Origin of the sequence: Actinoalloteichus hymeniacidonis (assembly GCF_014203365.1) — a bacterium.
Classification (GTDB): domain Bacteria; phylum Actinomycetota; class Actinomycetes; order Mycobacteriales; family Pseudonocardiaceae; genus Actinoalloteichus_A; species Actinoalloteichus_A hymeniacidonis.
In genome coordinates, this window is the sequence record NZ_JACHIS010000001.1 from 3,202,657 (window position 1) to 3,215,004 (window position 12,348).

Sequence of the window (12,348 nt, forward strand, 5' to 3'; positions counted from 1 at the left end):
ATCGCACCTCGAGTTCCCAAATCGGCCCCCTGAACCTCCCATCGGCGGGGTACCCGGTGGTAGGAAGTGCAGGTGAGCACCCATGCAGACACCAGCGGGCTCGGCGTCGTCGAGGATGACGCGGTCCGGCTGACCAGCGAACTGATCCGGATCGACACCACCAACACCGGTGACCCCGACACGTTGGTGGGGGAGCGTGCTGCGGCGGAGTATGTCGCCGAGCAGCTGGCCGATGTCGGGTACGAGCCGACCTATGTGGAGTCCGGGGATCGTCCGGGGCGCGGCAATGTGTTCGTGCGGCTGCCGGGGGCGGATTCGAGTCGGGGCGCGTTGTTGGTGCACGGGCATCTCGACGTCGTGCCCGCAGACGCCTCCGAATGGTCGGTGCACCCGTTCTCCGGTGCGGTGCAGGACGGGTATGTGTGGGGCCGGGGTGCCGTCGACATGAAGGACATGCTGGGCATGTCGCTCGCGGTGGCTCGCAGGCTCAAGCGGGAGAACATCACGCCGCCGCGCGACATCATCTTCGCGTTCCTCGCCGACGAGGAGGCCGGTGGTCTCCAGGGGTCGCACTGGCTGCAGGCCAACCGCCCGGAGCTGTTCGAGGGCGCTACCGAGGCGATCAGCGAGGTCGGCGGGTTCTCGGTCACCTTCAAGGACGGGGTGCGCAGCTACCTCGTCGAGACTGCGGAGAAGGGCATCGCCTGGCTCAAGCTGACCGTCCGGGCCCGGGCCGGTCACGGGTCGATGATCCACGAGGACAACGCGGTGACCAAGCTCGCCGCAGCGGTGACCCGGCTGGGCAATCACCGGTTCCCGCTGGTGATGACCGACTCGGTGCGGGAGTTCCTGGACGGGGTCGCCGAGCTCACCGGGTGGGACTTCCCCGAGGACGACCTCGATGGCGCGATCGGCAAGCTCGGCGCGATCTCACGGATCGTGGGGGCCACGCTGCGCGACACGGCGAACCCGACGATGCTCTCGGCCGGCTACAAGGCGAATGTGATCCCCTCGGTCGCGGAGGCGACGGTGGACTGCCGCATCCTGCCGGGCAGGCAGGAGGCCTTCGAGCGCGAGTTGGCGGAGGTCCTGGGCCCGGATGTCGAGCGGGAGTGGATCGTGGGCCTGCCGCCCGTGGAGACCACGTTCGACGGGGCGTTGGTGGACGCGATGAGCGCCTCGATCACAGCGGAGGATCCCGGTGCGCAGGTGCTGCCGTACATGCTCTCCGGCGGAACCGATGCGAAGGCCTTCTCGAAGCTGGGCATCCGGTGCTTCGGGTTCGCGCCGCTCAAGCTGCCCGCGGACCTGGACTTCTCCGCGTTGTTCCACGGGGTGGACGAGCGGGTGCCGGTCGACGCGTTGAAGTTCGGCACGCGGGTGCTGAACCGGTTCCTGCTGAACAGCTGATCAGCGCGCTGCCACAGCGCGAGAGGTTGGTCCGGCGGGGCGATTCCCGTCGGACCGGAGCTTGGACCGGTCGTCTCAGGTGTGTAGGCCGGGGATGCCGACGGCGCTGCGTTTGCGGCGCAGCCAGACCTTGCGGGTGCCATCCCCGTAGAGCAGAACGCGGGAGAGTTCCCAGCCCGCGAATTCGGCGTGGATGGCGAGTTGGGTGGCTGCGGCTCGGCGCGAGACGCCGGGCGGCAGTCGAAGCGGTTGATATTCCCAGTCTCCGTCGCTGACGGATTCGTCGTTCACGGATGCACCACCTGAATCCCTTCTCCGGTTGCGGAGCCCACGACCACCGTGCCGGTGTCCTGGTCGATGGCCACGGAGTTCGGTTGCTGCACGCTGGGGAAACGGTGCTTCTCGACGGGATCGCCCGCGGCGATGTCGAAGCCGACCAGCTCGTTGGTCTCGGTCAGGGTGACCCATGCCAGGTCGCGCTGCTCGTCGTAGGCGAGGGCGTAGGGGCCGCCGGGGACGGGGTGCCGCTGGCGGAGCAGGAAGGGATCCGCAGAGAAGACCAGCAGTTCACCGGAGCGGGTCTCGGTGACGATGATCCGATCGAAGCGGTCGACGACGGCGTTGGTGGCGCCTTCCCCTGCGCGCAGCGCCAGGCCGCGCCGGGTCTCGTCCAGGTCGACCTCGACGAGGGAGCTCTGGACCCGGTCGAGCGCGTAGACGATGCCCCCCGCCGTGACGACCGTGGTGGTTCCGTCGAATCCCGGCACCTCGCGGTGCTCGCCGTCGGCCTCGATGATGCCCACGGAGCCATCCGGGTGGGCGATCACGGTGGCCTCCTCGGCGCCCTCGGTGGTCGACACGGCGGCTTCCGCCAGGGCGATCTCCTCGGTGTCGCCGCTGGCAAGGTCGACCTCGACTAGGGCGCCCGCATCAGGGATCAACGCCTGTACGGTGCCCGCCTGCGCGCTTTCCAGCCGAGCCGCTGTCCCGGGAAGGTCGATCTCGTGGGGTGTGGCCTCGAGATCGTCGAGGTCCTGCAGCAACAGTCTGGGTGGATCGGCGACTGCGGCGACCAGGGTGGCCGTCTCCGGGTCGGCGAGCAGGGCGGTGACGGGTGCACCGGCTTCGACGATGTCGCCCGCCGGGCTGTCCTGCCGCACCGGGGAGTCGGCCGGGCCCGCTGCCGCCGAGACTGGTACCGGGTCGTCCCCGACGATCTCTTCGGCCACACCGAAGGAACAGCCTGCCATCAGGGTTGTTCCCGCGGTGAGGGCTGCCACGAGGCGAGTGGTCGCGCCCCTGGTCCGAGTTGGGCGGGACGAGATGGCTGCGGGCTGAGCGGGGTGCATTCGTCCAGCATCCCCCATCGACCGTGGTGCCCGTGGCCCCAGGGTCGCCCGTCCGGGGAAGGCCCGGGGCGTCGAGTGACTGCCCCGGGCCCGTCACCGTGGTATCAGTCGATGCGGTTGACCTGCCCGGTCTCGAGGTCGTAGACGGCGGTGACGATCTGCACGCCGTGACCCTCGACCGCGTCCCGGACGATGTCGGAGCGTTCCAGGAGCATGGCGGCGGTGCGCCGGACCTGGTTCTCGACGCAGGCGGCGAAGAAGGCGTCCGGGTCGGAGTCGGCCGGGGTGGCGCGGACTGCGGCCTCCACGTCGCGGACCAGCGAACTGATGTCGCCCTCGAGGTGGCCCTCGCCGTTGACGGTGTCGATGGCGGCGGCGACTGCGCCGCACTGGGCGTGGCCCAGGATCACGACGAGCGGGGTGCCCACGTGTTCGACGCCGTATTCGATACTGCCGACGACAGCGTCATCGAGTACTTCGCCTGCGGAGCGGATGGTGAACAGGTCACCGAATCCCTGGTCGAAAAGAACTTCCGGTGGGACTCGCGAGTCAGCACAGCCGAGAACGGTCGCGAAGGGGTTCTGTCCTTCGACCAGGGAATCGCGCCAGGATTCGTCCTGATGGGGATGACTCGGCTGCCCCTGGACGAATCGGGCATTTCCCTCAGTGAGTAGTCGCCAGGCTTCCGTGGCATCGGCGGGGTGGCCGGCTGGCGACGTCGTTCCTGGTGGGGAGGTTTGTCCGGATACCGGGGACGCGGCGGCGAAGGACGCCAGCGCTAGCCCGGCGGTGGCGGCCGCTCCTAATCCGAAAAGGCGACGCCGGGACATTCTGGCCGGTTCTTCGACCGGGTTCGTTCCCCCAGATGTATTAACCATGCGAGAACTCTAAACGCTGCTATGTCCGTTCCGTGGAGTAAATGATTCGGACTTCTTGGACAGAGAATCCGAAACAACATGAAAATGCTTTGTGATGCGCATCACCGGGACCGCCTGTCTGTTGGGCGGACGCACAGCACTCGAGCGTGCGGCCGAGTCGACCCTGACAGGAATGGTTACTCGCCGGTAAGGTCTGGCGGGTGCGACTTGGGCTGAACCTTGGGTATTGGGGCATGGGCAACGACCACCAGAACCTGGCGCTGGCGGTCGAGGCCGATCGATTGGGCTACGACGTGGTCTGGGTGGCGGAGGCGTACGGGTCGGACGCGCCCAGCGTGCTCGCCTGGGTCGGCGCGAGAACGGAACGAATCGGACTGGGCAGCGCCGTGATGCAGATCCCGGCGCGTACCCCGGCGGCCACCGCGATGACCGCTGCGACCCTGGACACGCTGTCGCAGGGCAGATTCCGACTGGGCCTGGGCGTCTCCGGTCCGCAGGTGTCCGAGGGATGGCATGGCGTGCGTTTCGCCAAGCCGTTGGGCCGGACCAGGGAATACGTGGACATCGTCCGCACGGCACTGCGCCGCGAGCGACTGAGCTATGCCGGGGAGCACTACCGCCTGCCGCTGCCGGACGGACCCGGTGCGGCCCTGAAGCTCACTGTGCATCCGGTGCGGGAGGAGATCCCGGTCTACCTGGCGAGCATCGGGCCCAAGAACACCGAACTCGCCGGGGAGATCGCCGACGGGTGGCTGGCGGTGTTCTTCTCCCCGGAGCATGCCGGCGAGCAACTCGGTTATCTGGCAGAGGGCAGGCAACGAGTGGGCAAGGATCTCGCCGGTTTCGATATCGCCCCCACCGTCCCGATCTGCCCCGGCGACGACTGGCGAGCGTGCGCGGACGCGATCCGCGGCTATGCGGCGCTGTATGTGGGCGGGATGGGCAGCCGCAAGCAGAACTTCTACAAGGACCTCGTGATCCGGATGGGCTTCGCCGACGCCGCCGAGGAGGTCCAGCGCCGCTACCTGGAACGGGATCACGCCGGAGCCATGGCGGCCCTGCCGGTGGAGTTCCTGGACGCGATCGCGCTGCTCGGTCCGGTCGAGCGGATAGCAGACCGCATGCAGGCGTTCGCGCAGGCGGGGGTCACCACACTGTCTCTCGTTCCGATGCTGCAAGATCCGACGCGGGGAGTCGAAACCCTTCGTCTTGCCGTCGAGGCTCTTGAGCTAGCGGGAGTATGTAAGTGACGTGGATCGAAGCCCTGGTCCTCGGACTGGTCCAGGGGCTCACGGAATTTCTTCCGGTCTCCTCCTCCGGACATCTTCGGATCGTCTCGGAGTTCTTCTTCCAGGAGGACGCAGGCGCCTCCTTCACCGCCGTCACCCAGTTGGGAACCGAGGCGGCGGTGTTGATCTATTTCGCGAAGGACATCGGTCGGCTGTTCATGGTGTGGTTGCGGGGCTTCCGTGATCCCAGCGTGCGCTCGACGCCCGATTACAAGCTGGCCTGGTACGTGATTATCGGCACGATCCCCATCGGCGTGCTGGGCCTGCTCTTCGCCGATCAGATCCGGACGACCGCACGAAACCTGTGGTTGATCGGCACGACGCTCATCGTGTTCGGTGTGTTGTTGGGCCTCGCCGAGTATCTGGGCAGGCAGCGCCGAGAGATGAGCCAATTGACGCTCAAGGACGGGATCATCATGGGCTTCGCCCAGTCGATGGCCTTGATTCCTGGTGTGTCCCGATCCGGCGGCACCATCACCGCGGGTCTGTTCCTCGGTCTGAACCGGCCTACCGCGGTGCGGTTCTCCTTCCTGCTCGCCATTCCGGCAGTGGTGGCATCCGGACTCTCGGAGCTACCCGAGGTGTTCGAGACCGGCGGTCCCGGACTGCAGCCGAGCGGCGCGCAGATGTTGGTCGCCACACTGGTGGCGGGCGCGGTCGGGTACGCGATCATCGCGTGGTTGATGAAGTACGTCGAACGACACAGCGTGTACCTGTTCGTCTGGTATCGGATCGCGTTGGGCCTGTTGGTGTTGGGTCTGCTCTCCTTCGGGGTGATCAGCCCGGTCTGAGTGACATCGCGAGGCAGCGGGGGTCGGCACGGGTCGTGTCGGCCCCCGTTGTCGTCTGTGCGGTGGTGGGTCGGCACGGATGCGCCGTCACCGCCGGTCATTCCGGTAGCGTGATCGGGTCGAGCGAGAGAACGTGCTGGTGAGCGTGGGCGAGAAAGGGAGTCAAGAGCATGTCGACGCAGGATCAGCCGAGGTCGAGTCTCAGCTCGGACGAGGCGATCCGGGCCATGCTGCTGTTGATGCCCCGTGTGGCGGCCCGGCTCAAGCGCATCCCGATCCCCGAGCGCCTGCAATCCTTCAATCTCGCCCCGCGCCATCTCTCCCTGCTGTCCTATCTGTTGTTCGACGGCCCGATGCCGGTCAACCAACTGGCCGCCCGTTTGGAGGTCGCCCCGACCACGGTGAGCCTGATGGTCAGCGACCTGACCGGCCGAGGCGTCCTGGAGCGGCATGCCGACCCCGATGACGGCCGACGGACCATCGTGGCGATCACCCGGGACGAGCAGACGCGAGCGGCCATCGACGGCTGGTTGGCCAACGGGGCGAACGCCTGGCGTTCGGCGTTCGCACCGCTCTCGGCCGAGGACCGGGCGATGTTCGTCAGGACGATCGAGGCCTACGAGCGTGGCACCACCGGCGAGCTGAATTAGGCGTCGTCGCCATCCGAGACCGTTCAGCTCTCGCAGAAGGCTATGCCGAACAACCCGAGCAGCGCAGTCGGATCGGTCGGGGTCTCTCCGGGGTTGTAGGACAGCACGAGGGTTCGGCCGTCCTCGGATTGCACGGCGTAGGTGAGGTAGCCGATGAGTTGCCCGCTGTGCCCACCCAGGGTGACCCCGCAGGGCAGTTCGATCTCCTGGTAGCCGAGTCCGTAGGCGAAGGCGGTTCCGGTGTCGACGGTGGTGCGCATCGCCGCCAGCGTCTCCGCGCTGAGCAGTTCGCCGCCGAGCAAGGCGGTGAGGTAGCGGTCGAGGTCCTCGGCGGTAGAGATCATCTCGCCTGCGGCCCAGTCCAGCGAGGGGTTCATCTCGGTGGCATCGACGGGCTGCCCGTCCACGATGATGTAGCCGCGGGCGTGTGGGTCGGGAAGGCCGGGCTCGATCCCGGGGACGCTGGTGTCGGTAAGGCCTAGCGGCTCGAGGATCCGCTGCTGGACCTCGTGACCGTAGGGTCGACCGGTGATCTGCTCGATGAGCATCGCGGCGATCACGTAGTTGGTGTTGGAGTACTGCCAGCCCTGTTCCCACGGTTCGAAGTACGGCCCGTGATCGACGGCGACCTGGACCAGTTCGGCCGGCTCGTAGGTGTCGAATCGGGCGTCACCGCGCCACCGGTTGGTCGAGAGGTGCTCCTCGTTGGCGTAGTCGTAGATACCGCTGCTGTGGTCGAGGATCTGCCGCACGGTCATCTGGTCGCCATTCGGCACGAGACCGGGCAGATGGGTCTCGATCGGGTCGTCGAGTGCCAACCGCCGTTCGTCGACGAGCTGAAGGGCAACGGTGGCGACGAAGGTCTTGGTGACACTGCCGATTCGGAAGTATCCGAGCGGATCGACCTCGCCGCCCTCGACTCGATCGGCGACCCCGGCCGCGCCGGTCCAGGTCTCGTCGCCGTCGCGGAAACGGACGAGTGCTCCGGTGGCCATATCGCCGTCCACCAGTTGGTCGACGGCCGCCTGCAACCCGGCATCGGATACTCGATCGACCGGCTCGGGTACCGCGCCCGCGTCGGGGCTACCGCAGGCTGCGAGCACGGAGGAGACAAGCAGAATTGCAGGGAGACTGTGCACCTTGGTCATGGGCACAACGCTAGGAATCCAGGTGGCGCTCGACCATGAGGCGGACCGCCGAGCATCGGTGTGTGTTGTGGCAGCGCCGCACTGTGGAGATCCACAGTAGGGCGGCTGCTCGATCCTCCGCTCGGCGCTGACCACACGCTTCCGCGATGGTTTCCTCGGAACCGCTGCGCTCGTTTCCGTGTCGCGGGTGTGGCCCGGCGCACCGAGTAACGGACCGCATCATCAGTAGGCTTTCACCATGGCCACTGTGATCCTGCTTCGGCACGCCAGGTCCACCGCGAACGGAGCGGGCGTGCTCGCCGGGCGCACACCGGGTGTGGGTCTGCACGACATCGGTATCGGACAGGCCACCGAGCTGGTCTCCAGGTTGTCCGATGTCCCCTTGGCCGAGGTGATCACCTCGCCGCTGCAGCGCTGCCACGACACCCTGCGGCCGCTGGTGTCAGAGCGCGGGATCGAGCCGGTGATCGAACCCAGGCTGGCCGAGGTCGATTACGGTGCCTGGACCGGCCGTACCTTGGGTGACCTGGCCAAGGAAGACCTGTGGTCGGTGGTGCAACAACAGCCGTCGGCGGCGGTGTTCCCCGAGGGCGAGGGCCTGGCCCAGGTGCAGGCCCGCTCCGTGGCCGCCATCCGAGAGCACGATCGACGGATCACGGCGGAGCACGGTAGCGACGCGGTCTGGTTGGCGTGCAGCCACGGCGATGTGATCAAGGCGATCCTCGCCGACGCGCTCGGCACCCATCTCGACGGCTTCCAACGCATCGTCGTCGACCCCGCCTCGCTGAGCGTCGTGCGATACACCGCGCTGCGTCCCTTCGTGATCCGCGTCAACGACAACAACGGCGACCTCTCGGCGTTGCTGCCCGCTGAGAAGGCGGATAAACAGGTCGGCGACGAGACCGACGCGGTGATCGGCGGATCGACCGGGCCCTGAGACCCGGAGAAGGCCGCGACGCGCTCGACCTGAATCCCCTCGTTCCTTGAAGCCGCAGATCAGGCCTGCGGAACACGGTGCACCGACAACCCCCGTTGGCCGGCTGCGCGATCCGGGAGCAGGACGTGGTCGTCGTCGTAGTCGCCCGTGTTCTGCTTCCGGTAGGCAATGGCGGGGGTGTCATCGAGGGTCTGCAGCCGTTCGCGTAGTGCCTCGGCGGCCGCCTCGTAGTCCGCCTCGCTCAGGCGGTCGGCGCCGAACACGGCCAGCGGCGGGAGGACCGTGAGGCCTGCGTACCAGAACGTGCCGTGCTGGATGGGAAACAGCAGTTCATCGAGGTCACCGTTGATCCCTCGTGGGCTGAATGCCGATTCGCCGCCGCCCGCCGTAACGATGATCATGGCCCGTTTGCCTGCCAGGGTGCCCGCGCCATAGCGGGCGGTGCGTCCGTTCGGTTCCCGAACGCCATAGGCGAAACCCTTGACGAAGACGCGGTCGAACCAGCCTTTGAGGATCGCGGGCATACCGAACCACCACAGTGGGAACTGGAAGACGATCGTGTCGGCCCAGTCGATCTTCTCGTGTTCACGCCGGATGTCCGCGCTCAAGCCACCCGATTCGTAGGCGCGCTTGGACTCCGCACCCACGACCAGCCGGGTGTCGGGGTCTTGATCGAAGTCGGCGTGGTCGACCACGGCATTCCACCCCATCGCGTACAGGTCCGACTGGCGATGTCGATGTCCGAGGCCGGTGAGTGTGCGTAGGCCTTCATCGCGCAATGCGCCGTTGAGCGAGCGCGCCTCGGGATGGGCATAGATCCACAGAACATTCATGGACTCGTCCTTCTCTCGTCTTCGACCAGCGGATATGCGTCTGACGCGCCTGGTGTTGCCGCGTTTCCGTGGTCGAGCTTGCCGAGCCGTCCACGGTTCGACGAGTGGCCTGATAGCCAACATGTGAAAGAATTCGGCCATGTCGTCTTTCGGTATCACCGGCAGGCATCGGGTCGCGGTCCTGGTACGACCGGGCCTGTTGACCATGGAGCTCGGCGTCGTCCATCGACTGTTCGGCCAGGCTCGCGACGCGGGCGGCGAGTCGCTGTACGAGGTCGTGACCTGCGCACTCGAACCCGGGCAGCTACGGACCGACGCCGATATCACCGTGGCCGTCGCCCACGGCATCGCCGCGCTGACCGAGGCCGACACCGTGATCGTCCCGGCCTCCGATGAGGACTACGACCCAGACGACTGCCGGATCGGTGCACCGTTGGCCTCGGCGATGGCGAGCCTGCGGCCGGGTACCAGGATCGCCTCCATCTGCTCCGGTTCGCGGGTGCTGGCGGCCGCAGGGCTGTTGGACGGCAGACGGGCGACCACCCATTGGCGGTCCGGTGGCCGGTTCCGCGAACTGTTCCCCGCCGTCGAATGGGCCGAGGACGTGCTCTACACCGACGACGGTGACGTCCTCACCGGTGGCGGCGTGGCTGCGGGCATCGATCTCTGCCTGCACATGATCCGCCGCGATCACGGGTCGGCAGTGGCGAACGAGGTCGCCAGAGGGACCGTGGTGGCTCCCCATCGCCCGGGGGGCCAAGCGCAGTTCGGCCGACCGTCGGCTGCGCCGGTGTCGACGTCCTCGTCCACCGGTTCGATCCGGGCGTGGGCCCTCGATCGGCTCGACCAGCCGCTGACGTTGCGGGAGTTGGCTGCGCAGGGCTCGATGAGCGTGCGCACCTTCACTCGCCGGTTCCGGACGGAGGTCGGCGTCTCGCCGGTGCAATGGTTGGGCCGACAGCGCGTCGACCTAGCCCGACGGCTACTCGAGGAGACCGATCTCCCGGTCGATCGGGTCGCACTCGCCTCGGGCTTCGGCACCCCCGCCTCGATGCGCCAGCATTTCCAGGCGGCCCTGGGTGTCTCACCGAGCGGTTACCGCGGCACCTTTCGAGGCAGCCCCGACGTGCCACGGGCCACCGCCTCGGCGCGGTGACCGGGGGAAGCGCCGCCACGGCGGTGCTCGCGGACGGTTCTCACAGCCCCAACCGGGTCACGGCGTTGTCGTCGAGGGGGTTGGCCACGCGAATGTAGCGGTGCACCGTGCGGGGATTGGACCAACGGCCCTGCCGCATGATCTCGCGATCGCCTGCCCCGCCGAGGGCCGCCTGGGTGGCGAAGCCCGCGCGCAATGAATGCCCGCCGAACAGATCGGGATCCAAGCCCGCACGGAGTGCGTAGCGTTTGACCAGGTCGGACACCGCTCGTCCCGACAGCGACTTCTCGGCGATACCGCCGTGGCGGTTGACCGAGGGCAACAGGGGCATAGCGAGGTCGGTGAGTGCCGCTACCGGGGTGAACCGATGGCAGCGGTGGACCTGTTCCGCCGCGTCCGCGTCGGCGAGTAGGGAGCGAACACCGTCTTGGCCGTGCCGTCGATGGGTGTCGATCAGCTCGGTCCAGGCGGCGAAGGCACATACCGGGCAGGTGTGCGGCCTACCACCCCTGGGCAGGACCACCTGCTGCTCGGCGGTGCCCGAGGCGTCGGTCTTGGTGACACCGAGTCGCACGATCAACAGTGGTTCCCCGGTGGCGGGGTCGACTTCGGCGGCGACGTCGGCGAAGGTCAGAGCCGCGAGTTCGCTGCGTCGAAGTGCCCCGGCGAAGCCGACCAGCAGTAGGAGCGTGTCGCGGCGACGGGTCACGCCGCCGGGCCAGTTCGCATCCGGGCGCTCGGCGAGCAGGGCTTCCAAGGTGTGCAGCAGTACCGGGCGCTTGCGGCTCTGTCTGGCTCGTCTGGTTCGGCGGATGCCTCGCAGAGTCAGCCGGACGACATCGGCGCGGGTGGGGGAGGGCAGGCCGTTGGCGGCGTGGACGGCGGCGATGGCTGCGGCTTTGCGATCGAGTGTCGCCGGGCTGTACGCCCATTTCGGCGGGTCGGAACCCGCACGTCGCGCATCGGCCGCCAATGCGAAGTAGACCGAGACATCGACCGGATCGGCGGGCAGCGCTTGTCGTCCCTCGGTGGCACACCATGCGGACCACGCGATCCAGTCGGTGCGGTAGGCGCGCAGCGTGTTCGGCGATTGGGATGCCTCGAGGTAGCGCGACAGGGCGTCGGCCTGCTCGGTGTCGAAGCGGTCGCGGACTGCGGCCACTGCGCCGTGGTCGACCAGGACGCTGCGGTTGGAACGGTGCTGCAGCGCCGCCTGCACTGCGGCGGGCAGCCGGTCCTCGGAGACGGCGTCGGGTCGTTCGGTCACAGGCCTCATGATCCAGCACGCCGCGACGTGGCGACGCTGCGCACCTCCATCGCCACATAGTCTCACTCTTTCCGGTGGGATTCCGGCTGGATATTCTCGCGTCGATTACCTGGAGTCGCGAATTCCCGATAGGGCCTTCCCGTCACGCGAGTCACATCCGAACGAATTCACCACCCGATTCCCGGATGGGTCCTCCGGCACTCACGTGGCATCGAGTTCGTGACGAACAGCGATTTCCATCCAGCGAACGTCAACAAGGCCGCTCTTCCGGCACGTCAGGCCTTTGACCTCTCCTAATGCTTTCCAGAAGATGACGTTCATCAATTCCGTGCACCTAGCACCGCTCGCCTTCATTTGATCTCCACGGGCGGGTTGAATGTGAATTCACCCAGGCCCTGCGCAGAGTGGTAATTCAAGGAGGAGCGATGCGGACGTTCGACCACACCGAAACATCGACCGTCCCCAGCGCCGAGGAGATTCGCGCGGTAGCGGAATTGATCGAGGAACCGGAGAACCCGATCGCGGACCCGCCACTGTTCGAGCCGAAGACGCTTGGCGACTGCATGTTGGTGGTCTCCCACGGTGAGCCCAAGGCACCACGATCCGCCGCGGGATGAGCGCGACGCGAACCCGAGGAAGG

13 protein-coding genes are annotated in these 12,348 nt (G+C 67.3%); 7 read left to right on the forward strand and 6 right to left on the reverse strand.

Features of this window, described 5'->3' with window-relative positions:
• Window positions 1–72 precede the first annotated feature (72 nt).
• Window positions 73–1,410, forward strand: a complete 1,338-nt coding sequence (locus BKA25_RS12955; protein ID WP_069853701.1) for a M20/M25/M40 family metallo-hydrolase — start codon at window positions 73–75, stop codon at window positions 1,408–1,410.
• Between the two features lie 75 nt (window positions 1,411–1,485).
• Here the strand turns inward: BKA25_RS12955 and BKA25_RS27830 are convergent, their stop codons facing one another.
• The 3 genes from BKA25_RS27830 to BKA25_RS12970 all read right to left on the reverse strand — a co-directional run bounded on the left by BKA25_RS27830 (window position 1,486) and on the right by BKA25_RS12970 (window position 3,637).
• Window positions 1,486–1,701 carry a DUF5703 family protein gene (locus tag BKA25_RS27830; RefSeq protein ID WP_069849525.1) on the reverse strand — a complete coding sequence of 72 codons (216 nt, stop codon included), beginning with the start codon at window positions 1,699–1,701 and terminating at the stop codon, window positions 1,486–1,488.
• Window positions 1,698–2,690, reverse strand: coding sequence for a YncE family protein (locus tag BKA25_RS27835; protein WP_157421076.1), 993 nt, complete (start codon window positions 2,688–2,690; stop codon window positions 1,698–1,700). Before BKA25_RS27835 ends, BKA25_RS27830 begins: the two co-directional genes overlap by 4 nt.
• Window positions 2,691–2,863: 173 nt before the next feature.
• Window positions 2,864–3,637 (reverse strand): carbonic anhydrase, encoded by a 774-nt coding sequence (locus tag BKA25_RS12970; RefSeq protein ID WP_084643004.1) that lies wholly within the window; start codon window positions 3,635–3,637, stop codon window positions 2,864–2,866.
• Window positions 3,638–3,837: 200 nt separating this feature from the next.
• On the opposite strand from BKA25_RS12970, the gene BKA25_RS12975 reads away from it, so the two are divergent.
• From BKA25_RS12975 to BKA25_RS12985, 3 genes are all read left to right on the forward strand, one after another.
• Window positions 3,838–4,887, forward strand: a complete 1,050-nt coding sequence (locus tag BKA25_RS12975; protein ID WP_069849517.1) for an LLM class F420-dependent oxidoreductase — start codon at window positions 3,838–3,840, stop codon at window positions 4,885–4,887.
• Complete coding sequence (locus BKA25_RS12980) at window positions 4,884–5,717, forward strand: undecaprenyl-diphosphate phosphatase (protein ID WP_069849515.1); 834 nt, start codon at window positions 4,884–4,886, stop codon at window positions 5,715–5,717. The genes BKA25_RS12975 and BKA25_RS12980 overlap by 4 nt, the downstream gene beginning before the upstream one ends.
• Before the next feature lie 170 nt (window positions 5,718–5,887).
• Window positions 5,888–6,367: a MarR family winged helix-turn-helix transcriptional regulator gene (locus BKA25_RS12985; protein ID WP_069849513.1), complete on the forward strand. Its 480-nt coding sequence runs from the start codon at window positions 5,888–5,890 to the stop codon at window positions 6,365–6,367.
• A gap of 23 nt (window positions 6,368–6,390) precedes the next feature.
• Here BKA25_RS12985 and BKA25_RS12990 read toward each other — a convergent pair whose 3' ends face one another.
• The gene (locus tag BKA25_RS12990) at window positions 6,391–7,515 is read right to left on the reverse strand and encodes a serine hydrolase domain-containing protein (RefSeq protein WP_157421075.1); all 1,125 of its coding nucleotides are present in this window, start codon (window positions 7,513–7,515) and stop codon (window positions 6,391–6,393) included.
• Window positions 7,516–7,753: 238 nt separating this feature from the next.
• Here BKA25_RS12990 and BKA25_RS12995 point away from each other — a divergent pair, with 238 nt between their 5' ends.
• Window positions 7,754–8,452 carry a histidine phosphatase family protein gene (locus tag BKA25_RS12995; RefSeq protein WP_172803792.1) on the forward strand — a complete coding sequence of 233 codons (699 nt, stop codon included), beginning with the start codon at window positions 7,754–7,756 and terminating at the stop codon, window positions 8,450–8,452.
• Window positions 8,453–8,511: 59 nt separating this feature from the next.
• On the opposite strand, the gene BKA25_RS13000 is transcribed toward BKA25_RS12995, so the two are convergent.
• Window positions 8,512–9,285, reverse strand: a complete 774-nt coding sequence (locus BKA25_RS13000) for an NAD(P)H-dependent oxidoreductase (protein ID WP_069849511.1) — start codon at window positions 9,283–9,285, stop codon at window positions 8,512–8,514.
• Between the two features lie 139 nt (window positions 9,286–9,424).
• Here BKA25_RS13000 and BKA25_RS13005 point away from each other — a divergent pair, with 139 nt between their 5' ends.
• Window positions 9,425–10,441, forward strand: coding sequence for a GlxA family transcriptional regulator (locus tag BKA25_RS13005; protein ID WP_069849509.1), 1,017 nt, complete (start codon window positions 9,425–9,427; stop codon window positions 10,439–10,441).
• A gap of 40 nt (window positions 10,442–10,481) precedes the next feature.
• On the opposite strand, the gene BKA25_RS13010 is transcribed toward BKA25_RS13005, so the two are convergent.
• Window positions 10,482–11,708 (reverse strand): site-specific integrase, encoded by a 1,227-nt coding sequence (locus BKA25_RS13010; RefSeq protein WP_236750850.1) that lies wholly within the window; start codon window positions 11,706–11,708, stop codon window positions 10,482–10,484.
• Window positions 11,709–12,133: 425 nt separating this feature from the next.
• On the opposite strand from BKA25_RS13010, the gene BKA25_RS13015 reads away from it, so the two are divergent.
• Entirely contained in the window at window positions 12,134–12,325 is a 192-nt protein-coding gene (locus BKA25_RS13015) for a hypothetical protein (RefSeq protein WP_069849505.1), read from the forward strand.
• Window positions 12,326–12,348 lie beyond the last annotated feature (23 nt).